Genomic DNA, 23,956 nt, shown 5'->3' on the forward strand with positions numbered 1-23,956 from the left:
GCAGCTAAATGCTGCTGTAGTTAGTTTATCATTTAAGTCAATGAATCTTCGTTGCCTTAAATAATAAACTAATACTGGTCATACATAGGGGTGAAAAAAATGTTTAATAGATTCAAGAAAAAATCAAAGCGATATATTGCTTTTGATGTGAATGAGTACTTAATTAGAGCCATCGTAATGAATACATCAGACATTAAGCAGGCTACTATATACGAATACCCGCTAAATAGTGGAATTTTTGAAGGAGACATTTTAGTAGATGAAATGGCTCTTTATGACATATTGAAAAAGCTAGTTCAAGAGTGGGCAGTAAAGCGATATGACGTTCGCTTTTTTGTGCCAGATAGCTCAGTGATGATGAAGTCCTTCGAACACCCATCGGATGTGTCAACTGAAAAGTTAAAGTCATATGTAGAGATGGAGTTAGGGAGAACAATCCACTTACCTTTCAATCAACCATTAATTGACGTTTATGATTATTTACCAAACGATGGAGAGGCAACTCTTTTTGCTGCACCGTCTGAGGAAATAAATAAGTTAGCCGGTTTATTGGACGATTTATCACTTCACCCTACAATTGCAGATGTAAGACCACTATCATCCATTCGTTTTTTTGAGAAGACTATAGGCCTTGCTAAGGGAAAAAGTTACTTAATATCAGAATGGGCTTTAGATGGTGTTTCCATTAGTATTTACATGGATGGAAAAGTTGAGTTTTTGCGCCATCAATCAATCGACATTTCGAAGGAAAAATGGAATTTTATTTTAGATAATAACCAACAACAATTTACTTATAACGGTAATATTGAAGAGTATCGTGGACAACTTTTAGATCAAATAGCTGAATTAGACCGAATACTAAACTTCTATCGTTTTTCCTTATATAAAGGGGAAAGGGCCGTAGATGAAATTATTGTCTTTGGGTGTTCACCAGAGATGGATTATATTGTTTCTGAAATGAGGTCAAGCTTTAATACACCGATTCAAAATATAAATGACGGAAAAGTTCAAGTATTTCATGCAAACTTCTCTTCTAAAGATATTCCACTTATTGGACTGATATATAGGGAGGAACAATAATGGAAATAAATTTATTGCCTGAAAGAGAAAGAAAGAAATCTAACACTATATTGATTTTTGCCATAAGTTTCATTTTATTTATCACGATATTATTATGGTTTTTTATTCAATATATTACATTAACAAGAGATATTGAGACTTTAAGTTCTGATGAGGCGTATTCTTTAGAAGAACAGGAGGATTTGACTACTAATTTAGAAGCTGTGAAGACTTCGAGTGAAGGGGATTTGAAAGCTTCTGTTTCATTTGCTGAGAATATTTCATATCCTGTAAGTCCATTACTTATAGAGGTCAATTCTTTATTGGAGAAACATACATATCTTAGAAAATATGAGTTTTTAGAGCAACAAATCACGCTTACCTTGGATGTCGAAACAATGAGCACCATATCTAGATTGGTTACGAACCTTTCAGCAAGCGAATATTTTAACGATATAAAGGTACAAAGTGTTACTAGCTTTGACATAGATAGCTCGACAGAGGAAAACAAAGTATACTTCGAAATAATTCCAAGATATTCGGCAGAATTAACTTTAGAAATTGATTCCGTTTATTTGAAAAATGGTGGTGTAACTCCATGAATGAACTTGTAAGTAATAAAAAAAATGCTGTTATTTTGATTGGATTAGTTATAGTTCTGTTATTATTTGCGTTATATTATTTTCTACTTTCTCCTTTAAAAAGTGAAAGAGAAACTAAAGAGGTTTCTGTAAAAGTGCTTGAGGGAGAGGTTAAAGCTTTAAGAGAGGAATATAACACTTTTCAGCTAGAAGCAGACTCAGATGATAATGTTTTCAAGATGAAAGTCAAGATTCCATTAGAACGTGAATTAGATGAACTATTGCTCTCTCTAGAGGAAGTAGAACTACTGAGTGACTCTAAAATAGAGTCCATTGAATTTAATAACTATGATGGAATAATAGATGAGACACAATTAGCCCAATACCCTGTTGAAGAAATTGAAGAGGACACAGAAACTGGAGAAGAAGAGAGCGGTGAAGCTACGGATCAAGCAGATGCAATAGAAGCTTCAGAAGAAAATTTGGAGGAACCTCCGATATCTCCAGTTGCAGATACCGCATTACCAGGTAATTTAAAGCTTATTACCTTCAACGTCTCTGTTTTAACTAAAAATTATGATCAATTAGTGCTATTAATAGAAGAGATTGAAAATATGGAAAGGGTAGTTCGCGTAGATCAAATAATAATGGATGCACCAGGAGAAGAAGATTTGCTTAATGAAGAATTACCTACTGCTACATCTGCTACTATTCAATTAACTACATTTTTTCATAAAGAATAAGTAAATTTCTCTAAAGGGGTTAATTACTTTTTGTTTGTAGCAACAAGCAGTAACTCCCGGGTAAGTGGAAATACCAAAATTTTTGTTACAAGCTTTTTTCTTAAGAAGGTATGTAGAGCCGTTTCCTCATTTTAATAGATAATAAAGCATGGATTGGAAGAATATATATGTCGATATCTCAAGTGTGTATTTATATAGCTGTATATATCTTTCCGGCCCTATTTTTGTTTGGTTTAGCATGTGTCGTAATGTCCCGGCAGTCAAGGCGGCTGGAAAATAGATTGGTAGCTGCCATTTTGACAACCTACAGTATCTTTTTTTTCATCGAGTTCTTTCGGCATCTTCTCCCCATTGAATATAGCTCTCCAATATCGGGGGTTGTTTTTAGCCTTATTGGTTTGTTAATAGTGGGGTTCTCCTTTCATTTGTATATCCATGTTGCCAACATACAAAAGCGGTTACATAAGTTTGGTTATCCATTTATCTTTTATTTCCCTCTTTTATTGATGCTGGTTGTTCAAGTTCTTTTATTGGGAGAGCTTCCTTCTTTTATACATGAGCATAAAGGTATTTGGTATGTGCCTGTATTTAACGGTGTATATTACACCATGTTGACCTTTTCAGGTATCTTGAATATCTCGATGTTAGTAATTTTATTACTCGGGTTGCGTAAGGCGAAGAATATACAGCGACACAAAATGTTACATTTCTTGATAGTTTGCACGGTATTATCTCTTACAATAAAGATTGGGCTGGGATATCCAAATTTTGGAGAGTATATACCACCTTATCCGTTTCTCTACGAAGGAATCGTATTTTCTGTTTTTATCGCATTTTCCTTCCTGCATAATGATTTGTTACCGAATATATCGAGGCGTTACCGAACACTGTTCGATATTAGTCCTATTCCTATCATAATTGTAGATGGAAACTTAGATATATTAGAGATTAATAAACAAGGCAGATTCCTCCTTAATATGAGTGATAGTATAGATAAGAACTTGCTGAAATATGCTCAGACGGATCATAACAAAAATGTAGTTCGGAGGCTAATTTACGAACTTCAACAAACAGGAACGCTTCGAGATTACCCCTTAGCATTAGATAATCTATTTATGGATGGAATCTTACATTTTTCTATAGATGCTAAGTATGTAGTCACGGGTAAGGAAAGAACATACTACGCTATGCTTCGAGATGTAACTAGCGAGGTTGAAAAGGAAAAGATGATTATGCATATGGCCTACCATGATGTGCTTACGGATTTGCATAATCGGGCATTTTTTGTCACTCATATTAACAAGAGACTCATAGAGTTATCAAGAAGACCATCAATTGAGGCATATTTTATTTTGCTAGATTTAAATCATTTTAAAACGATTAATGATAGCTTTGGTCACAATATTGGGGATCAGGTGCTCCAATATACTGCGGAATTATTAAAAGATGCAGTAAGTGAAAGAGATTTAATAGCACGTTTTGGTGGCGATGAATTTGTATTATTTTTAGACAATTTTCCATCGCGTGAAGTATTTGACGCTTGGCTCTTGAGATTGCGTAGAACATTTAGCGAAAATAAATTTACATATAATAATATTCAGATTGAGATAACACCAAGTATCGGAGTATCCTTTTGCCCCGATCAAGGAGTAACTTTTGAGGATCTTTTTCACGAAGCTGACTTGAATATGTACGAAGATAAAGAAAGCTTAAAAAGCAGGAAATAGGGTGTTTGGATGGAAATAGTAATTGCAGTGTTGATTTTTGTATATGGATTGATTTTTGGCTCCTTTTACAATGTGGTTGGTCTAAGAGTACCTAAGGGTGAGTCTATTGTTCGGCCACCTTCTCATTGCACTATATGTAATAGAAATTTAACAGCAAGAGACTTAGTGCCTGTATTTTCTTATGTCTTTTTGAAGGGGAAATGTCGAGGTTGTGGAACTAAAATCCATTGGGTATACCCTGTTATTGAGCTTTCTACTGGCCTATTTTTTACCTTTGCTTATATTCAGCTTGGTTTTACATGGGAATTGCTTGTTGCTCTTTTGTTTATTTCGTTATTAATAATTATCACCGTTTCAGATATCGCGTATATGCTTATACCGGATAAAATCCTTTTGTTCTTTTTAATACCATTGGTGATTGGTAGGTTTTTTTCACCTTTAACGCCGTGGTGGGATAGCATTGTTGGAGCGGTCATTGGGTTCGGGATTTTATTTTTAATCGCTATTGTGTCGAAAGGAGGAATGGGCGGTGGTGATATTAAGCTGTTTTTCGTCATCGGCCTTGTGTTAGGAACAACTCCTACTTTAGTGACATTATTTTTAGCCTCTATTATTGGAACTGTGGTTGGGGTTATCACGCTTCGAATCTCTAAGCAAGGTAGAAAAACACCTATTCCATTTGGACCGTCTATTGCAGTTGCCGCTATTATTTCTTATTTTTATGCAGAGTCAATTGTCGATTGGTATATCAATTTGTTTTTTTAACTCGATAAATTTTAAGGACAGGCCGACAAAGGTCTTGTCCTTTTTTATATGGTGAATGGTAAAGTGGTCAAAAAGAGGTGATTGTATGCCATTTAGAAAAAAAAATCCTAAAAAAATGGTTTTGCTGGCAGGATTACAAGGACTTGTTATAGGTGTGGTAGGTGTTTTATTGTTTGGTTTATTTTTGAATATGGCTAACGATCGAAAGTTAGAGGGAGAGGGAAAAGAAAAGAACGAAACAGAGACCCCAGTAACCGGAAAGGAAAATGCACCCGAGGGAGATAAGATAGATGTATCTGCAAATCCATCGCTGACTTTCAAGGCTAGGCAATATGGAATGTTTTCCACGAAAGAAAGTGCAATTTCCTTTATGGCAGTTGAGCCATCCTTAGAAAGAGCAGGAATAGTTCAAGCAGAGGGACAGTTTTACATTTGGAGTGATTTATATGTGAATGAAGTGTCTGCAGTAAGTTCAGAGGCATTGCCTTCATTTGTAAAGAATTTCTATGTATCTACTAGTGCGTGTGAGAATCCAAAAGTTAAAAATTTAATGACTCTATTAACAGAAGAAAACTTATCTAAAAATTTTTTTGATTCTATTGCAAGCAAGGATAAATATCCTGAAGACCTAGCAACAATCGTGCAAGCGGTAACAACGTTTTCAGACAATCCTTCAGTCATCCGACTGCATGTTTTTACACATTATTTGGAACAAAATAATTGTGTAAAATTAAGTTTTTAAGCCTGAAAACAGTTCAAAATGAAATAGTCGCGTTTTTTATACAATTTTCATTTTCTCCATTATTTTGTATGCTTAGAAAAAGGAGGAGATACAATGAAAGTTATTGCAAACAATAAAATTATATTAGCTAGTGAGTCACCGAGAAGAAAGGAGCTTTTCTCTCGATTAGGAGTGCCTTTTGAGGTGAAGGCGTCAGGTATAAAGGAGGAAATCGAAGGGGAATTACCACCAGAGGAATTTGCTCTAGCAATTGCTACAAAAAAAGCTGATGAAATAGTACAACGAAATAAGGAAGCAATTGTGATTGCAGCAGACACAACAGTTTACTTAGGAGAAACGTTATTATCTAAGCCTGTAGATAATAATCAGGCGAGAGAGTTTCTTCGGGCTCTGTCCGGCAAAGAGCATAGGGTAATTACAGGTGTGTCTATTCGCGGAGCAGGTCTGTCAATCGGCTTTGCAGAAACGACAACCGTTACATTTTATGAGCTGACAGATGATCAAATTGATGCTTATGTTGCTACAGGAGATTCTCTTGATAAAGCGGGGGCTTATGGGATTCAGACGCTGGGTGGGATGTTTGTAGAAAAGATTAATGGAGACTACAATAGTGTGGTAGGTCTACCACTCAGCCGATTGTTCCATACACTTCTTACTTTAAACGTTATCCAAATAGATAAGGAGGATTTTCTATGACTGTAAATACTCCGCCTTCTTTGATGATTAGGGATGTACATATTGCCGATAGGCCTAGAGAAAGATTGATCAGACAGGGTGCAGAAAGCTTATCTAACCAAGAACTGCTAGCCATCTTGCTTCGTACAGGAACGAAGCAAGAGTCTGTTCTACACCTAGCCAATCGTGTACTTGGTTTTTTTGAACAAATTCAAGAATTAAAAAATGCTACGATGGAAGAAATGATGACAGTTAAAGGAATAGGCCAGGCAAAGGCTGTTCAGTTATTAGCGGCAGTTGAACTAGGAAAAAGATTGTCTCAGCAAAAAACAAATGAAAAGTTTACTATTAGGTCCCCGAAAGATGCAGCCACTTATTTGATGCCCGAGATGGCCTCCCTCACTCAAGAACACTTCGTAACTTTGTTTCTAAATGTCAAAAACCAAATATTACACAAGCAAACCATTTTCATCGGCTCATTAAATGCTTCCATTGTTCATCCAAGGGAAATATTTCGAGAAGCGGTAAAACGTTCAGCCGCCTCCATTATTTGTGCACACAACCATCCTTCAGGTAACCCGTCTCCTTCGACAGAAGACATCGATGTGACTAAGCGTCTCATGGAGGCTGGAAGGCTGATGGGCATTGAACTTCTTGACCATGTAATCATTGGAGATCATCAATTTATCAGCTTAAAAGAAAAGGGGTATATGTGACACTGTGCATTTTCCTTTCTTTCCGTTATAATAAGTGTTATTACTTAAAGAATAAGTGAAACTTGTTTGGGATAGAAAGGGAGTAAAAAATAGTGTTTGGATTTGGATCAAGAGACGTAGGAATAGACTTAGGAACAGCGAATACGCTTGTTTTCATTAAGGGGAAGGGCATTGTATTAAGAGAGCCCTCCGTTGTAGCTAAAAACGTACAAAATGGTGATATTGTAGCAGTAGGTAATGATGCTAAAAACATGATTGGCCGTACTCCAGGTTCTATAGTGGCGATTCGCCCAATGAAGGATGGGGTTATCGCTGACTTTGATACTACATCTGCAATGATAGAATACTACTTAAAAAATGCGATGAAGGCATCTGGAATGTCTTGGAGTAAGCCAAATGTCATGATTTGTGTTCCTTTTGGCATCACTTCTGTAGAACAACGTGCAGTTATTGATGCTGCAAAGCAAGCTGGAGCTCGTGAAGCTCTAACAATCGAAGAGCCGTTCGCTGCTGCGATTGGTGCTAATTTGCCAGTTTGGGAACCTACGGGAAGTATGGTCGTTGATATAGGTGGGGGAACTACAGAAGTTGCTGTTATTTCTCTAGGCGGTGTTGTTACTAGTGAATCTGTACGTGTTGGCGGAGACGCAATGGACCAAGCAATCACTAGCTATGTACGTAAAACTTATAATTTAACGATTGGTGAACGTACTGCTGAAGCTATTAAAATGGAAATCGGTTCTGCACGTGTGATGGAAGCAGAAGAAATGATGGATATTCGCGGACGTGATTTAGTAACAGGCTTACCAAAAACTATTGAAATTTCCTCCAAGGAAATTGCTAGTGCTTTACGCGAATCAATTGCTTCAATTATCGATGGAGTGAAAAAAACGTTGGAACAGACTCCTCCAGAATTATCTGCGGACGTTATGGAGCGTGGAATCATGCTAACTGGTGGTGGAGCATTGCTACGTAACTTAGACAAGGTAATTAGCGATCAAACGAATATGCCTGTATTTATAGCTGAAAATCCGTTAGATTGTGTTGCAATTGGGACTGGTAAAGCGTTAGATCATATGGGATTATTAAAACGTCAACAAACAAAAGGTTAAGGGGAAGTGAGATATGCCACAGTTTTTTTCAAATAAGCGATTAATCTTGCTACTTGTAGGGATGATTTTTCTTGTGGCACTCATCAGTTTTTCTTTGCGCGATCGAAATCATGCATCATTGCCAGAGCAATTGATCAAAGATGTAGTCGGTTTTGGACAAACAATGTTTTCCAAGCCGACTCAGTATGTTTCTGGTATTTTTAATAATGTAGATTCTTTACTCAATACATATGATGAAAACCAAAGATTGAAAGCAAGATTAGAAGATTATGCCTCCTTACAAGCAGATGTTAATTCCTTAAAACTTGACAATGAAAGATTACAAGAAATTCTAGACAAAAAGGACGATCTACGAGACTTCAATCCGATCCAATCGACGGTAATTGCTCGTAATCCCGATCAGTGGGAAGAAAAAATTATTATCAATAAAGGGGAAATTCATGGTGTCCAGCCTAATATGGCTGTGATGACTGCCAAAGGCCTTATAGGTAAAGTAATTTTAACTACTCCTTACACGTCAACCGTTGAACTTATGTCTACTCAAAATCCTAATTACCGGGTCTCAGCAGTTATTGCTAGCGAAGAGGGAGAGGTTTTTGGACTAATCGAGGGATATGATGAAACTAGAAAAGAATTAATACTGAAAAGAATTGATTCAGAGTTTAAAGTGGAAAAAGGGCAAAAAGTTACTACTTCAGGTTTAGGTGGAATATTCCCGAAAGGAATCATAATAGGTGAGGTGACTGAGGTTACCACCGATGATTACGGTTTAACAAAACTTGCTTATATTAAACCTTCGGCAAGCTTCTCTATATTGGAACATGTAATCATTGCTAAGCGTTCTATCAATCCGGTAGACGGTTCGGATGGTGACAATACAGAGGCTGACTTGACGGAAGAGGCAGGGGATGGCTCATGATAAGATATCTAGTAGTGATCATTTCGGTTCTATTATTTTATATGGAACCGATTTTTGGTCTTTTCTCACCGATTGAGCTAAACGATCAACTTTATACATTAGTTCCAAGATTTTTAATCATATACTTGATTTTTGTTTCCATTTATTACAATAGAAAAAGAGCAATGTTATATGGTTTATTGTTTGGCCTCTTGTATGATGTCTTTTTCATTGATATTATTGGATTATATTCTTTTATTTACCCTCTAATGTGTTTAGTGGCAAGCTTTATCGTAAAATTTATCCATCAACATCTGATAGTAGCTACACTTCTCTCATTAGTTTTGGTGGCAGTAGTAGAAACCTTACTGTTCTTTTTCTACACGGCCATCGGTATTAAATTCATGACATTTACAACTTTTTATCAACATAATCTCATCCCAACGATGATTGCGAATCTCATTTTTATTTTGATGTTCGGGTGGGCTTTTAAATATATTCTTCTATATCGGTTTAATCAAAAAGCATTACTTCTTCAAAAATAATTGTTTTTGGTTGACAGTAGATCTGAGGTGACTTGATTGACAAAAAAGCAGTTAATATCGATTAAAGGGACGAAAGAGGGCCTTGTATTACGTTTAGACGATCAGTGTTCATACACAGAACTTTTAGAAGAATTAACGAAAAAGGTTTCTGATGAAGGTTTTGAAGGCCAGGCAGAAGTACTCTTACAACTTGGATATCGATATTGTAATGACGAGCAGGCAAAAGAAATTATCAACTGTGTACAACAAACAGAGCATCTTCGCGTTTCGAAAATACAGAGCGAGGTTATGGCTGTTGAAGAATGTAATAGAAGATTAATAGAAAATCAATCAGAGACTTACGTCGGAATAGTACGTTCTGGACAAGTTATCAAAGCAGAAGGCGACCTTGTTGTCATAGGGGATGTCAATCCGAATGGACGAGTAGTTGCAGGTGGTAATGTTTTTGTACTTGGACGATTAAAAGGAATCGCGCATGCTGGTTCAAATGGTAACAGAGAGGCTGTCATCGCAGCATCTTGGCTAGAGGCAACCCATCTAATAATTGATAGTGTTATAGAAACGATGACAGATGAGTTAAGTGTCTTATCTGAGCAGCCTGAAATGGAATGTGCTTATTTACATACTAATGGCTCTATAGCTATCGATCGCTTACAGGAGCTAAGATTAATAAGACCAAATCTATCAACATTTAAAGGAGGAAGCTAATGTGGGAGAAGCAATCGTAATAACTTCAGGTAAGGGAGGAGTCGGTAAAACGACGACCACTGCTAACCTTGGTACTGCATTGGCTTTGCAAGGTAAGAAAGTTTGTTTAATGGACACAGACATAGGTCTAAGAAACTTAGACGTAGTTCTTGGACTAGAAAATAGAATTATTTATGATTTAGTAGACGTAGTAGAAGGTCGCTGTAAAATCCATCAGGCGCTTGTAAAAGATAAGCGTTTTGAGGACAAGTTATACCTGTTACCAGCAGCACAAACTACGGATAAAAATGCAGTGACACCAGAGCAAATGAAAAATCTTGTAACAGAACTAAAAAGAGATTATGACTATGTTCTCATTGATTGCCCTGCTGGTATTGAGCAAGGCTACAAAAATGCTATTGCCGGAGCAGATAAAGCAATTGTTGTCACTACACCAGAAATTTCGGCAGTGCGTGACGCAGATCGAATTATTGGTCTGTTGGAGCAAGAGGATTCCATCGATCCACCAAAATTAATCATCAATCGTATCCGGCAGCATTTAATGCAAAGTGGTGATGCTTTAGATATTAATGAAATCACTACACATTTATCCATAGACTTACTAGGAATTATAGCTGATGATGAGAATGTCATTACCTCATCTAATAAGGGAGAGCCAGTAGTAATGGATCCTTCCAACCGCGCAGCGCTTGGATACAGAAACATAGCTAGACGAATTCTAGGAGAATCCGTTCCGTTAATGTCAATGGATACACCTAAAAAAGGCGTCATTTCGAAGATAAAATCAATTTTTTCTAAATAAAAAATGACTAAGCTATTTATAAAGATTATATAAGGCACTTTCTGTTCGATTTGAACAGAAAGTGCCTTGTTTACATTATCTATTTCTTATTTTTGTGTTACCTTGCCACTTCAAATGAATCTGTTGGCTTGAATATAGTCCAGTCCGCTTATATTCCACTGTAGCTTGGAAGGTGTCTTTCATGTTCTTTGATTTCAAACTTTCAAGAAAAAATACCCTTACCTCTTTTATTCATGAAATGGGACAGATAGTCATATATTTTTTTAGGGGGAATGTTATGCTATCGAAAAAAAAATGGATGCTTGCAATTCTATTAGTATTTCTATTCATCGTTATGGACAAATTTGAAAAAAATGATGTGCTATCTACAAACTATTCAAATACACTTTTAGCACCTCAAAAGCCGACGGAAATTTATCAAAAAGTTAGGGAATGGATTACCCCAAATGAAGACGTGGTGACGGTTAGTGCACCCCTTTTAGAAAATCCAGTGCTTGAGTACAGTACCATCCAACCATATGGTCAAGGAGCAGTGCTTTCAATCAGTGCTTCCCAAAAAATTGGTGCTTCTGAAAATGGTTTAATTATATTTACCGGCTACACGAAAAAAACTGGGAAGACTATTTCTATTCTATATGACAATGGAGAAACGGTTACTTATGGATTTTTGGAAGAATTCTATCAACTACCATATACAACCGTAAATGCGGGAGACATATTTGCATCAGTAAAAAGAGACATTCTGTATGTTCAAGTAGAGAAGGATGGAGAAACTTTAGAGACAACGGATATTGTCGACTGGCTTGCAACAAATTATGAAGAGTAGGCTTTTCAGAATTCATCCTATTATGATTCCCTTTCTTTTATTTTTTTACCTTTCTGGCGAGATTGCAGTGTATGCAATTGTTTTTGGATCCTTAATCATTCATGAGCTAGGCCACCTAGTTGCGGCAAAAGCAGTTGGAGGAAGGGTTACGTCCTGTACTATACTTCCCTATGGTGGGGAGATAAAGATTGAGCAATTTGGAAAGTGGGGAAAAAGAGAACAGCTTATAGTTATTTTAGGAGGACCTTTCTTTACTTTGGTGGTTCTACTGGTAAGTAAGGTAGTCGATTTTCCACAAGTAGAGCTGTTAACCTATACTCAGCTAGTTATTCTTTGCTTAAATCTACTTCCGATATATCCTCTTGACGGAGGGCGAGTAATTAATTCATTATTTCCAAACTTTTATATCGAGTTAATCAGTTTTTCCTTATTGATCAGTTTGCTAATTTTTTATACAAGTTTGTACTATTTTCCTAAAGGATTATTTGTCTCGCTAATCTTTTTATTTATAGCATTGCAAAATTTATCTTTTTGGAGATTTAGAAGGTACAAGCTAGCATTTGATCGTATTACGAAAAATGCTTGACTCGATTTTTTATATGTGTTAACATTTTAATGTTATTGTTTGTAGCAGCACCCGTTGCTACAACCGCTCTGAAAAGGTTTTAAGTATTCAGTCTACTGAATCACCTTTTGGAAGGCGAGTCTTAGTCTAAGAGGAGGTGCAGGTAAATGTACGCAATTATTGAAACTGGTGGTAAACAAATCAAAGTTGAACAAGGGCAAGAAATCTACATTGAAAAATTAGATGTAAATGCTGATGAAGTTGTAACTTTTGATAAAGTATTATTCGTAGGTGGAAATGATGTTAAAGTTGGTGCTCCATTCGTGGAAGGTGCTAAAGTTACAGCTAAAGTTGTAAAAAACGGCAAAGCTAAAAAAATCATCGTTTTCAAATACAAAGCTAAAAAGAACTATCGTAAAAAACAAGGTCACCGTCAACCATACACTAAATTAGTAGTAGAATCTATTAGCTTATAATATGATTAAAGTGACTGTTACAAGAGATCAATCAGGTCTTATTCATTCCTTTGAAATGAAGGGACATGCTGATTTTGCCGAGCATGGGAAGGATTTAGTATGTGCTGGTGCTACTGCTGTATCGTTTGGTGCAGTAAATGCCATCATCTCACTTACAAAAATTACTCCTATTATTAAGCAAAAGGGTGACGGAGGGTATTTATACGTTGAAGTACCTAGCATTGAAAGCTCTGAGAAAGCTGCGAGTATGCAGTTGATATTGGAGTCAATGATTGTATCTTTACAAACGATTGAGCAAGATTACGCTAAGTATATAAAAATAACCTTCAAAAAGTAGGAGGTGGAACATATGTTAAGATTAGATCTTCAGTTTTTCGCATCGAAAAAAGGAGTAGGTTCGACTAAAAATGGTCGTGACTCTCAATCGAAACGTCTAGGCGCTAAACGTGCTGATGGACAATTCGTATCAGGCGGATCAATTTTATTCCGTCAACGCGGTACAAAAATTCACCCAGGTGAAAACGTTGGCCGTGGTGGAGATGACACACTTTTCGCGAAAGTTGACGGTGTAGTACGCTTTGAGCGTTTCGGCCGCGACAAGAAAAAAGTAAGTGTATATCCTGTAGCTCAAGAAGCTTAATTTACAAATAAGAGGACTGCATTTATGCAGTCCTTTTTTATTTTTAAAAATAGTTAAAAAGTATTCTTCGTTCTACGCAAAATAATTCCTTTCCTGTTATACTAGAAAGGATAGTAAACGTTGGAGCGTGTATACTAATATGAATCCTAAAAATATATCAATTAATGAAGTACTTCGTCATTCTATGCATGATTATTTAAACAATATGCATTTGATTCAAATGAATTTGGATATGGGTAGACAAGAAGAGGCTAAGCAATTAATTCGTATGTATTCACAGAAGTGCGCTCAATTCTTCGATTTAAACAACATAGGATTGTTAAAGACGAATGAATGGCTGCAGACGTTTCCGATAACGTATGGTCATATGACATTAGAGGTCCAAACAACTATAGAAAAATACGGTGCCAAAAAGTATGACACTGCTTTAAATGGTATATTGGATCAATTTGTACAATCTATTTATCCACGACTACAAGGATATCAGGAACAAATACTAAAAGTTCATATCAGTTCGACTGAATTACTAGAGATTTTAATTGAGGTTCAAGGAGATTGGACTCCTTATTCTTGGATAGACGATTCAGGAAATGAATTATTTAACATGGAAAGACTAAGCAACAGAGAAGGAAACCTGCAATTTAAGTTGGTTGCAAAGGAAAGATTGGAGTGAAATAAATGTTTGTCGATCACGTTAAGGTGTATGTAAAAGGCGGTGACGGCGGAGATGGTATGGTTGGTTTCCGTCGAGAAAAGTATGTCCCAATGGGTGGCCCCGCTGGTGGTGATGGAGGTAATGGTGGAGATGTAGTCTTTGAAGTAGATGAGGGACTGCGCACACTAATGGACTTCCGATATAAACGTCATTTTAAAGCAAATCGTGGAGTTCACGGTGGAAGTAAAAATATGCACGGAGCAAATGCGGATGATTTAATCGTAAAAGTTCCTCCTGGCACAATAGTTATGAATGAAGAAACTGGACAAGTTATTGCAGACCTTGTAGAGCATGGACAACAAGCAGTTATTGCCAAAGGTGGTCGTGGAGGACGTGGGAATTCACGTTTTGCAACTCCAGCAAATCCAGCACCAGAGCTATCTGAAAAAGGTGAGCCAGGTATTGAATTAAATGTAACATTAGAGTTAAAGGTTTTAGCGGACGTTGGACTTGTTGGATTCCCAAGTGTAGGTAAGTCTACATTATTATCAGTAGTATCAGCAGCTAAACCTAAAATTGCTTCTTATCACTTTACAACAATTGTACCGAACTTAGGCTTGGTTGAAACGGAAGATCATCGAAGCTTTGTAATGGCAGATCTACCAGGGCTTATCGAAGGAGCACATGAAGGCGTTGGACTAGGACATCAATTCCTTCGTCATATAGAGCGCACGAGAGTTATTGTTCATGTCATTGATATGTCTGGTATGGAAGGCCGCGAACCTTACGAGGACTACGTTACAATCAATGAAGAGTTAAAACAATATAATCTTCGCTTAACAGAAAGACCACAGATTATTGTAGCAAATAAAATGGATATGCCAGAGGCAGAAGAAAACCTTGAGCTATTTAAAGAGAAAGTAGGAAAAGATACAAAGATATTCCCTATCTCAGCTGTGTCTCGTCAAGGCTTGCAAGAATTACTATTTGCAGTAGCAGATATTTTAGAAGATGCACCTGAATATCCATTAGAGCACATGCAAGAAGAAGAGACAGAGACATCTGTAATGTACAAGCATGAGGCTTCTAAGGATGACTTTGTTATCTCAAGAGACGATGACGGAGCATTTGTATTATCTGGCGGAACTGTAGAAAGATTGTTTAAAATGACTGATTTCAGTCGAGAAGACTCTATTCGTAGATTCTCTAGACAGTTACGTGGCATGGGTATCGACGATGCACTTCGTGAACGTGGAGCGAAGGACGGAGATACTGTACGATTACTACAATTCGAGTTTGAATTTATCGAATAGGAGGAAGGGAACCGCATGAAGGATGTTACAAGCCAGCGCTTTTATCTTGTTAGAGAAGATGTGCTGACAGAAGCAATGCAAAAAACTTTAGAAGCAAAGCATCTTCTTCAATCGGGGAAAGTTTCCTCGATTTGGGATGCAGTGAAAGAAGTAGATTTGTCTCGTAGTGCTTTTTATAAATATCGTGACGCGGTTTTTCCGTTCCATTCGATTGTACAAGAAAGAATCTTAACTGTTTTTTTACAGCTAGAAGATCGAGAAGGAACGCTTGCGCGACTACTTTCCTTAGTGGCAGATTCTACATGCAATGTATTGACGATTCACCAGACAATTCCAATTCAAGGAAGAGCTAGTGTCACGTTATCATTGGATGTGACTGCTATGAATAAGGAATTGGACGAGTTTATAAACGAAATGAAGCGACTAGACTTTGTAGAATCAGCTGAAGTAATTAGCTCTGGTGCTTTGTAAGGAGTGTATGGTTTTGACAAATTTACAGATTGCCTACCTTGGACCGGAGGCTTCTTTTACTCACTTAGCAACACAGGCGTTATTTCCAACGGATTGTTTACTACCAATACGAACAATTCCAGAGTGTATTGAAATGGTTAGTAACGGACAGGTTGAGGTAGCAGTTGTTCCACTTGAAAATGCTTTAGAGGGCACGGTGCCTTTAACGATAGATTATTTATTTCATGAAGCTGAAGTAAACGTAATTGCAGAAATTTTGTCACCGATTGCTCAGCATTTGATGGTTCATCCAAATAATATGGAAAAATGGGAAAAAATATCAACTATTTACTCCCATCCACATGCATTGGCTCAGTGCCACAAATATTTGTACTATCGATTTGGTAAGGTGCCATTAGAGCAATCTTCCTCAACTGCAGCAGCAGCAAAGTATGTGTCGGAACGAGCAGATGAATGTATTGCTGCAATCGCAAATACATCCGCAGCAGCTGAATATGATTTAAAAATCGTTGAACATAATATTCATGATTTTCATTTTAACCATACTCGGTTCTTCGTGCTTTCGAAAAAGAAAAAATGTATAGAAACCAAAGGACATAATGGACAGGTTAAAACTACTGTAATGATCACACTACCAAAAGATGATCGATCAGGAGCTCTTCATCAAGTCCTTTCTGTATTTGCATGGCGTCAGCTTAACTTGAGTAAAATCGAATCTCGACCTTTAAAAACCGGACTCGGACAATATTTTTTCATCATAGACGTGCTCGAAGATGAGAAAGCTCCAATGATGATAGGGGCAATTGAAGAGTTGAAGGCTTTAGGTTGTGAGGTTAAATCACTTGGCTCCTATTATACATACGAAACAAAAGCGGAAGTACCCTCTGAATAAATTACCCTTTATTTAATAGACCAGAAATTTTATATATTAAGAATGCCATGAACTCTCTGTTCATGGCATTCTTGTTAAATACAAAGAAAAATGTTGGATATTGCTCTTTGCAAATAGAAGATGGTAAACCAAGCAAAGTAACCAACGAAAAACTTTTGAAAAGTATACGTATAAAACAAGTTTGTATTGATTTTCAAATTTTGAGGTTTCATTTTATTCAAAAATAAAAAGCTCCTAAACCAAACTAATTTAGAAACTTTACTATGTTCTTAAGCATTTTAAATCAAAAATCTAGTGGGCACTTTAAGAGGCTTCAACTACCCTTTAATTTTGCTCATCCATTATATACCCTTTTTTTCGAATAGCCTCTATTCCTCTTACTAATATCTCCTCACTTGGGGCAGATAACCGATGAATGTGAACCCCTGAAGTTAGCTCTAGTAAAAAGGAAGCTTCTGTTTCTCGTACTTTTTTTAAAAATATTTCCACATCATGTCGATTGGAAACCATAATAGATGAGGTAATTTCGCCGTATACCGTGTGTTCTACAGTTACATTTTCTACTGTAACGCCAGCATCTACTAATGTTAATAACTCCTCCTCAGTCTCCTTTGATTTATGGATACATACTACACTTTTTTGGACAGAACCAAAGTCTTCGCGGTTAGGTAATAAAATGTACCCTTGGTTAGTAGACATAATAGGATGATTGGTGGCCTTCAGCAGGGTAATATCGTTTACTATTACCTGTCTACTCACATTTGCTAATTTAGCAAGCTCAGACCCTTTAATAGGTTGGTCTTGTTCCTTGAGATAAGAACAGATCCAAGTTCTACGCTCTGCCCCTTTTAATTTTTTCATAAGTAAATTCCTCCAACCTTGCATAACAGTATAGTTGCTATTCATAAGTTTATCATGAAGGGAACTATCAATGTTTTAAAATCTGTGACCAATTTTTGTTGTTACACATATTTTAAGGTGAAGGAAGGAGGAAGACTGTGCAAATTCATATTGTTAAAAAGGGTGATACCCTTTGGAAAATATCAAGAGAGTATGGAGTTTCTTTTGATGATTTAAAAAAGATAAATGCTCATTTAGCTAATCCCGAATATATTGTACCAGGAATGAAAATCTTCATACCAGAAGCGAGGAAGACAGAAAGTATGGTACATCCTTATGGGGAGAATCGCCCAAACAAGAAGGGGATGATGGGTGATGGAACAGCTCAGCCATACGATGGCAACCTTAAACAAATTCAAAAGGCTCAGCCAATACCAAAAGCGCAACCAATTCCACAAGCTGCACCTACACCAAAAGCTGTACCTATACCAAAAGCCCAACCTGCACAACCAATGCCACCAATTCAGCCAAGTGTACCTGCTCCAAAAGAAAAAATTATTCAAAAGTCGATACCTGTCCCCGTACCTGTACCAATTCCGATAATAGTACCTGAATCTAAACCAGCACCGCAGCCAAAACCAGTACCAGTACCAAAACCAGTTCCTGTGCCACAACCAGCGCCAAAGCCAAAGCCAGTACCTCAAGCAAAACCGGAGGTAAAACCACAGCCTAAGCCCGTACAACCAATTCCGATTCAACCAGTTCAGCCTAAGCTAATACCTGTTCCATGTCCACCAATGCAGCAGCATCCTATTATGTACCCTGTTCCTTGCCCGCCTATGCCTTGTCCACCTATGCCATGCCCGCCGGATCCATGTGCACACGTTCACCCGATGCATTATATGCAGCAAAATCACCCAATGGCTATTCAACCAACCCATTTTGCTCCAATGCAAATGATGCCATCGCCAGAATATGATATGCCTTCACCAAATAGTTGGATGCTTATCGAATCTTCCAATATAGACGTAGAAGAGCAGGTAGAATACAGTGTTATGCCTAGTCATCCTCGTATGCCGGCTGTAGAGACTCTAGCGACGCAGATGACAGAAATGATGGTGGAGGAACCTTCTTCTGCTTTAGAAATGGCTAACGATTATATGCAAAATGATTATTTTCAGCAATATCAACAGCAGAACGCTCAACAGGCATATATTCAACCGCATTATGAGCAAACCCCATGTGCATCATGTGGCGATTCACATATGAACTATGCTCAGCCACAAATGTATAGTCATAATCCGTATCACGGTGGTTATCCTTGTCCTCCACAACCATATTATCAACATGTATATCCGTGTCCACCATATCCGCATCAGCACTTTTAAATGTGGATACTTATATAAAGCAGATAAAGAAAAATGTATGGAAGTGGAAAAACGAAGATGGTATTTTTTCTGTAAAAAAATACACTTCGGGAGAGCAAGCTGCAAAAATTCGTTATATCCATGATGAGCTATACCGTTTAGAAAAACCTTTTGTATTACCTATAATTCCTTCAACACAGCAGGATTATATAATTCAGCCATGGTTTAAAAATAATCGTACAGTGAGTTATAAAGACAAAAAAGATAGATCTGAGACTTATTCTTTACTTAAGAGAATGCATAGCACTAGAAAAAAGATTGAATGGGAAAAGAGTAATTTGCTTTATCCTTTTAATTTAATTTCCAAGTGGCAAACTAGATTTCTAAAAGTAGATGAAATAGCTCCTTTTATAGAATCCTATATTGGTTTTAATAAGACAAAATTGCTAGTGCAATATGGGGATATGGCACTTCAAAACATTCGACCATTTAGTATGAAGAATCCGACACTATTGCATGGGGATGTCGTACATCATAACTTTTTAGCCAATGACTTTACTTATAAAATAATTGATTTTGACTTGGCGGTGTTAGGACCTAGGGAGACGGAGTACATCCTTTGGATTCATCGGGTTTTGCCTGAAATGGAGTATGATATTGAATTGTTCCTAAACGAGTTTCCTGAGTTAGAGAAAACTGTTGCAAAATATAAAGAAGCAATCATGTACCCAAATGAATTGTATAGAGAATGGTTGTATGCGTTTGCCTTGCCCGGCGAGAGGAAACAAAAGTTTATTAACCAGCTTATTCCGTATACGAACAAAGCTTTAACAAATTGGCCTAGTTTATGCTATAATTTAAGTCAGCTATAATAGTTTAATGGAGGATGGTCGCTCAAGCTATGGGCGGCCCTCTTTGTTTGTTATGCTATAATGATTGTATGGAAATGGTGGGAAGCAAAGTATGTATGATTACATAAAAGGGCAGGTCACTAGAGTGACTCCTGAATATGTTGTTTTAGAGCAACAGGGCATTGGCTATCAATTGTTTACGCCAAACCCATATGCATTTAGAAAAAGTGAAGAGATAATACAAGTTTTTACTTATCTTCATATAAGAGAAGATGCTCAGCAATTAATGGGTTTTCCTACACTTGCACAGAGAGAGCTGTTCCGAAAGTTAATACTTGTTTCTGGTATAGGTCCTAAGGGAGCACTGGCTATACTTGCAAGTGGGGAGCCTACTCATGTAATTCAAGCAATAGAAAGGGAAGATGAATCATTCTTAGTAAAATTCCCTGGAGTAGGTAAAAAAACAGCAAGACAAATGATATTAGACTTAAAAGGAAAGCTAAATGACTTAATCGATATTGAGTTAATGGAATTCGATAATGACGAACCTGGCCTATTTGTTGAAAATGAATCGGATCATGAATTGGAAGAAGCTATTCTAGCTCTAACAGCACTAGGATACTCTGAACGGGAGCTTTCAAAAATACGCCCATTACTTAAGTCAAATAATGATTTACATACAACGGACGAATTTATGAAAAAAGGATTGCAGCTATTATTTTCAGGTAAATAAGAAAGGAGGGGCTTTGAATGACAGAACGTGTGATTTCCAGTGATGTTTCTCCATATGATGAGCCATTTGAGCAATCACTTCGTCCACAGTTATTATCACAATATATTGGACAGGATAAAATAAAGCATAACCTGAGTATTTTTATCGAAGCGGCAAAAATGAGAAATGAGAGTCTGGATCATTGTCTTCTATATGGACCTCCTGGACTTGGTAAAACTACACTTGCCGCAGTTATCGCAAACGAAATGGATGTACAAATGCGGATGACAAGCGGTCCAGCTATTGAGCGACCGGGTGATTTAGCTGCGATAGTTAGTTCGCTTGAGCCGGGCGATGTACTATTCATCGATGAGATTCATCGATTAAATCGTTCTATTGAAGAAGTACTTTATCCTGCTATGGAAGATTTTTGCTTAGACATCGTTGTAGGGAAAGGGCCGGCTGCCAGAAGTGTACGCTTAGATCTACCACCTTTTACATTAGTGGGAGCAACGACAAGAGCAGGTGCATTATCTGCTCCGCTCCGTGACAGGTTTGGAGTACTGCTTCGTTTAGATTACTACGATGAAGAGGCGCTAACGGCGATTGTTGTAAGAAGTGCAGAGCTATTTAACGCTACAATCGATCATGAATCTGCGGGAGAAATTGCTCGTCGCTCAAGAGGGACTCCTCGTATTGCCAATCGTTTGCTAAAACGGGTGAGGGATTATGCGCAAGTTAGAGGAAATGGTAAAATTACTTTAAGTATTGCGAAAGATGCATTAGAGTTATTACAAGTGGATCCACTAGGTTTGGATCATATAGATCATAAACTCATGAACGCAATGATTGAGCGTTTTAGAGGTGGTCCAGTTGGATTAGATACGATTGCAGCTAGCATAGGAGAAGAATCTACTACAATAGAGGATGTATATGAGCCATATTTAATGCAAATTGGTTTTATTCAACGATCTCCACGTGGAAGAATTGTGACTCCACTAGCATATGAACACTTAGGAATACCATTGCCAACTGATACAAACAACTAAAAAAGGAAGTACTTATTAATGAGAGTAGAAGATTTTGATTTTGAATTACCAGAAGAGTTAATTGCACAAACACCATTAGCTGATCGCACGAGTAGTAAACTTTTAATAACGGACTATCCAAATAATAAGCTTGAACACAAAAGCTTTGCCATGATTATTGATGAATTGAATGAGGGTGATTGCCTAGTTTTAAATGATACGAAGGTTATGCCGGCTCGTTTAATGGGCGTCAAAGAGGACACAGGAGCAAATATTGAAGTACTATTATTGACTCAAATGGAGGGTGATGAGTGGGAAACACTTGTCAAACCAGCAAAACGAGTAAAAATTGGTACAAAAATTGTATTTGGAGAAGGCTTGTTGACAGCTGTATGTACAGGTTTAAAGGATCACGGAGGAAGAATTTTCCGTTTTGAATATGATGGAGTATTTTTTGAGGTATTGGACAAGCTTGGAGAAATGCCACTACCACCTTATATCCATGAAAAGCTAGATGATAAGGATCGTTATCAAACAGTTTACGCAAAGGAACAGGGTTCAGCAGCAGCACCAACAGCTGGACTTCATTTTACAACGGAATTATTGGAAGCAATAAAAGAAAAAGGTGTTAACATTGCTTTTGTGACACTTCATGTTGGTTTGGGCACATTCCGACCAGTAAGTGTGGATTCCATTGATGATCATGAAATGCATGCGGAATTTTACCGTATCACAAAGGAAACAGCAGATTTAATCAATGGAGTGAAGGCAGCTGGTGGAAAGATCGTTGCGGTGGGTACAACTTCCACTAGAACACTTGAAACTGTTGCTACTAGATTTAATGGTATTCTTCAAGAGGATAGTGGTTGGACATCTATATTCATTTATCCAGGCTATGAATTTAAATGTATTGATGGAATGATCACTAACTTCCATTTACCAAAGTCTACCCTTGTAATGCTAGTGAGTGCTTTAACATCAAAAGAATTTATACTATCTGCATACCAAGAAGCTATCGAGCAACGTTATCGTTTCTTTAGCTTTGGAGATGCGATGTTCATAAAAGGAAGGAATTATTAAATGGCAGCAATTACGTATGAGTTAATAAAAAAAGATAAACAAACAGGTGCTCGTCTTGGTATTGTACACACTCCACATGGATCGTTTGAAACACCGACATTTATGCCGGTTGGTACACAAGCTACTGTTAAAACAATGGCGCCCGAAGATATCAAAGAAATGGATGCGGGTATCATCTTAAGCAATACTTATCATCTATGGCTTCGTCCTGGCCACGATATTATTCGTGAAGCTGGTGGTTTGCACAAATTTATGAATTGGGACCGTGCAATTTTAACAGATTCAGGGGGCTTCCAAGTATTTAGTTTAAGCGATATGCGCAAAATAGAAGAAGAAGGGGTACATTTCCGTAATCACTTAAATGGGGACAAGCTATTTTTAAGCCCAGAAAAGTCAATGGAGATTCAAAATGCACTAGGTTCGGACATTATGATGGCTTTTGATGAGTGTCCGCCTTATCCAGCTACCTTTGAATACATGAAAGCTTCAGTAGAGCGTACATCTCGTTGGGCAGAGCGTTGCTTAACTGCACATACGAATACCGAAAAACAGGGCTTATTTGGTATTATTCAAGGTGGAGAATATGAGGAGCTTCGTAAACAATCTGCTAAAGACTTAGTGTCATTAGACTTCCCGGGATATGCGATTGGTGGATTGTCTGTAGGTGAACCAAAGGATGTCATGAACCGTGTTCTTGATTTTACTACTCCTTTAATGCCTGAGGACAAGCCTCGATACTTAATGGGAGTCGGTTCACCAGACTCACTTATTGACGGCTCTATTCGTGGAGTGGATATGTTTGACTGTGTATTACCAACCCGAATTGCTCGTAATGGTACTTTCTTTACACATAAAGGACGTCTAGTAATTAAGGGAGCAAAATTTGCTCGAGATTTTGGCCCAATAGATGAGAAGTGCGATTGCTATACTTGTAAAAACTATTCTCGAGCATACATTCGTCATTTATTTAAAGCAGATGAAACCTTTGGATTGCGTTTAGCTTCTTATCATAATCTACATTTTTTAATGAAATTAATGGAGAATGTTCGCCAGGCAATTAGAGAAGATAGACTGCTTGATTTTAAAGAAGAGTTTTTTGAAGAGTATGGGTACAACAAACCAAATGCAAAAAACTTCTGATTCTTGTATACTGTATAAAGAGGAAAA

The 23,956-nt window shown here is 37.3% G+C and carries 29 protein-coding genes and 1 other annotated feature; of the genes, 28 read left to right on the top strand and 1 reads right to left on the bottom strand.

The genetic code is table 11. The features are described 5' to 3' along the window. The first annotated feature begins 99 nt into the window (after positions 1-99). The 22 genes from pilM (at position 100) to pheA (ending at position 16,911) form a co-directional block, all read left to right on the top strand. On the top strand, positions 100-1,080 hold the full coding sequence (gene pilM, locus H9650_RS06340) for a type IV pilus biogenesis protein PilM (RefSeq protein ID WP_191696825.1): 981 nt from the start codon (positions 100-102) through the stop codon (positions 1,078-1,080). Next, positions 1,080-1,661 carry a PilN domain-containing protein gene (locus tag H9650_RS06345; RefSeq protein WP_191696826.1) on the top strand — a complete coding sequence of 194 codons (582 nt, stop codon included), beginning with the start codon at positions 1,080-1,082 and terminating at the stop codon, positions 1,659-1,661. Before pilM ends, H9650_RS06345 begins: the two co-directional genes overlap by 1 nt. Next, on the top strand, positions 1,658-2,383 hold the full coding sequence (locus H9650_RS06350) for a hypothetical protein (RefSeq protein ID WP_191696827.1): 726 nt from the start codon (positions 1,658-1,660) through the stop codon (positions 2,381-2,383). The genes H9650_RS06345 and H9650_RS06350 overlap by 4 nt, the downstream gene beginning before the upstream one ends. 167 nt (positions 2,384-2,550) lie before the next feature. Then, entirely contained in the window at positions 2,551-4,110 is a 1,560-nt protein-coding gene (locus H9650_RS06355) for a sensor domain-containing diguanylate cyclase (RefSeq protein ID WP_191696828.1), read from the top strand. A gap of 9 nt (positions 4,111-4,119) precedes the next feature. After that, a complete protein-coding gene (locus H9650_RS06360) occupies positions 4,120-4,875 on the top strand; it encodes a prepilin peptidase (RefSeq protein WP_144535703.1) in 756 nt (251 codons plus the stop codon). An 85-nt stretch (positions 4,876-4,960) separates the two neighbouring features. After that, on the top strand, positions 4,961-5,617 hold the full coding sequence (locus tag H9650_RS06365) for a hypothetical protein (RefSeq protein WP_191696829.1): 657 nt from the start codon (positions 4,961-4,963) through the stop codon (positions 5,615-5,617). Between the two features lie 93 nt (positions 5,618-5,710). Continuing rightward, on the top strand, positions 5,711-6,313 hold the full coding sequence (locus tag H9650_RS06370) for a Maf family protein (protein ID WP_191696830.1): 603 nt from the start codon (positions 5,711-5,713) through the stop codon (positions 6,311-6,313). Continuing rightward, on the top strand, positions 6,310-7,008 hold the full coding sequence (gene radC, locus H9650_RS06375) for a RadC family protein (protein ID WP_144535708.1): 699 nt from the start codon (positions 6,310-6,312) through the stop codon (positions 7,006-7,008). The genes H9650_RS06370 and radC overlap by 4 nt, the downstream gene beginning before the upstream one ends. Before the next feature lie 92 nt (positions 7,009-7,100). Continuing rightward, positions 7,101-8,120 (top strand): rod shape-determining protein, encoded by a 1,020-nt coding sequence (locus H9650_RS06380; protein ID WP_144535710.1) that lies wholly within the window; start codon positions 7,101-7,103, stop codon positions 8,118-8,120. A 13-nt stretch (positions 8,121-8,133) separates the two neighbouring features. Beyond that, positions 8,134-9,039, top strand: a complete 906-nt coding sequence (gene mreC / locus H9650_RS06385) for a rod shape-determining protein MreC (protein WP_144535712.1) — start codon at positions 8,134-8,136, stop codon at positions 9,037-9,039. Continuing rightward, complete coding sequence (gene mreD / locus H9650_RS06390) at positions 9,036-9,563, top strand: rod shape-determining protein MreD (RefSeq protein WP_151109332.1); 528 nt, start codon at positions 9,036-9,038, stop codon at positions 9,561-9,563. The genes mreC and mreD overlap by 4 nt, the downstream gene beginning before the upstream one ends. Positions 9,564-9,599: 36 nt before the next feature. Continuing rightward, positions 9,600-10,271, top strand: a complete 672-nt coding sequence (gene minC, locus H9650_RS06395) for a septum site-determining protein MinC (RefSeq protein ID WP_144535716.1) — start codon at positions 9,600-9,602, stop codon at positions 10,269-10,271. Position 10,272: 1 nt separating this feature from the next. Continuing rightward, positions 10,273-11,073 (top strand): septum site-determining protein MinD, encoded by an 801-nt coding sequence (gene minD, locus H9650_RS06400; RefSeq protein ID WP_144535718.1) that lies wholly within the window; start codon positions 10,273-10,275, stop codon positions 11,071-11,073. Between the two features lie 277 nt (positions 11,074-11,350). Next, the gene (locus H9650_RS06405; protein WP_191696831.1) at positions 11,351-11,899 is read left to right on the top strand and encodes a M23 family metallopeptidase; all 549 of its coding nucleotides are present in this window, start codon (positions 11,351-11,353) and stop codon (positions 11,897-11,899) included. Between the two features lie 67 nt (positions 11,900-11,966). Further along, on the top strand, positions 11,967-12,485 hold the full coding sequence (locus tag H9650_RS06410) for a metalloprotease (protein WP_191696832.1): 519 nt from the start codon (positions 11,967-11,969) through the stop codon (positions 12,483-12,485). A gap of 51 nt (positions 12,486-12,536) precedes the next feature. Then, positions 12,537-12,617, top strand: a sequence feature (ribosomal protein L21 leader region). 14 nt (positions 12,618-12,631) lie between these two features. Continuing rightward, on the top strand, positions 12,632-12,940 hold the full coding sequence (gene rplU / locus H9650_RS06415) for a 50S ribosomal protein L21 (protein ID WP_142538629.1): 309 nt from the start codon (positions 12,632-12,634) through the stop codon (positions 12,938-12,940). A 1-nt stretch (position 12,941) separates the two neighbouring features. After that, positions 12,942-13,277 carry a ribosomal-processing cysteine protease Prp gene (locus tag H9650_RS06420; RefSeq protein WP_144535724.1) on the top strand — a complete coding sequence of 112 codons (336 nt, stop codon included), beginning with the start codon at positions 12,942-12,944 and terminating at the stop codon, positions 13,275-13,277. A 12-nt stretch (positions 13,278-13,289) separates the two neighbouring features. After that, positions 13,290-13,580: a 50S ribosomal protein L27 gene (gene rpmA / locus H9650_RS06425; RefSeq protein ID WP_144535725.1), complete on the top strand. Its 291-nt coding sequence runs from the start codon at positions 13,290-13,292 to the stop codon at positions 13,578-13,580. A 139-nt stretch (positions 13,581-13,719) separates the two neighbouring features. Next, a complete protein-coding gene (locus tag H9650_RS06430) occupies positions 13,720-14,253 on the top strand; it encodes a Spo0B domain-containing protein (protein WP_151109340.1) in 534 nt (177 codons plus the stop codon). Positions 14,254-14,258: 5 nt separating this feature from the next. Then, positions 14,259-15,548 (top strand): GTPase ObgE, encoded by a 1,290-nt coding sequence (obgE, locus tag H9650_RS06435; RefSeq protein WP_191696833.1) that lies wholly within the window; start codon positions 14,259-14,261, stop codon positions 15,546-15,548. Positions 15,549-15,563: 15 nt separating this feature from the next. Continuing rightward, positions 15,564-16,019: an ACT domain-containing protein gene (locus tag H9650_RS06440; protein WP_144535730.1), complete on the top strand. Its 456-nt coding sequence runs from the start codon at positions 15,564-15,566 to the stop codon at positions 16,017-16,019. Positions 16,020-16,032: 13 nt separating this feature from the next. Then, positions 16,033-16,911 carry a prephenate dehydratase gene (gene pheA, locus H9650_RS06445; RefSeq protein WP_225215948.1) on the top strand — a complete coding sequence of 293 codons (879 nt, stop codon included), beginning with the start codon at positions 16,033-16,035 and terminating at the stop codon, positions 16,909-16,911. Between the two features lie 324 nt (positions 16,912-17,235). Here pheA and H9650_RS06450 read toward each other — a convergent pair whose 3' ends face one another. Continuing rightward, positions 17,236-17,772 (bottom strand): transcription repressor NadR, encoded by a 537-nt coding sequence (locus H9650_RS06450; RefSeq protein ID WP_191696835.1) that lies wholly within the window; start codon positions 17,770-17,772, stop codon positions 17,236-17,238. A gap of 137 nt (positions 17,773-17,909) precedes the next feature. Between H9650_RS06450 and H9650_RS06455 the strand changes: the two genes are divergently transcribed. From H9650_RS06455 to tgt, 6 genes are all read left to right on the top strand, one after another. After that, a complete protein-coding gene (locus H9650_RS06455; RefSeq protein WP_151109346.1) occupies positions 17,910-19,139 on the top strand; it encodes a LysM peptidoglycan-binding domain-containing protein in 1,230 nt (409 codons plus the stop codon). Positions 19,140-19,141: 2 nt separating this feature from the next. Further along, complete coding sequence (locus tag H9650_RS06460; protein ID WP_144535738.1) at positions 19,142-19,990, top strand: hypothetical protein; 849 nt, start codon at positions 19,142-19,144, stop codon at positions 19,988-19,990. A 91-nt stretch (positions 19,991-20,081) separates the two neighbouring features. Continuing rightward, positions 20,082-20,702, top strand: coding sequence for a Holliday junction branch migration protein RuvA (ruvA, locus tag H9650_RS06465; RefSeq protein WP_151109348.1), 621 nt, complete (start codon positions 20,082-20,084; stop codon positions 20,700-20,702). A gap of 17 nt (positions 20,703-20,719) precedes the next feature. Then, positions 20,720-21,730 (top strand): Holliday junction branch migration DNA helicase RuvB, encoded by a 1,011-nt coding sequence (gene ruvB / locus H9650_RS06470; RefSeq protein WP_151109350.1) that lies wholly within the window; start codon positions 20,720-20,722, stop codon positions 21,728-21,730. An 18-nt stretch (positions 21,731-21,748) separates the two neighbouring features. Next, positions 21,749-22,789 carry a tRNA preQ1(34) S-adenosylmethionine ribosyltransferase-isomerase QueA gene (queA, locus tag H9650_RS06475; protein ID WP_151109352.1) on the top strand — a complete coding sequence of 347 codons (1,041 nt, stop codon included), beginning with the start codon at positions 21,749-21,751 and terminating at the stop codon, positions 22,787-22,789. Continuing rightward, positions 22,790-23,929 carry a tRNA guanosine(34) transglycosylase Tgt gene (gene tgt / locus H9650_RS06480; RefSeq protein ID WP_151109354.1) on the top strand — a complete coding sequence of 380 codons (1,140 nt, stop codon included), beginning with the start codon at positions 22,790-22,792 and terminating at the stop codon, positions 23,927-23,929. The last annotated feature ends 27 nt before the right edge of the window (positions 23,930-23,956 follow it).

This window comes from Psychrobacillus faecigallinarum (assembly GCF_014836595.1).
Taxonomy (GTDB): Bacteria; Bacillota; Bacilli; order Bacillales_A; family Planococcaceae; genus Psychrobacillus; species Psychrobacillus faecigallinarum.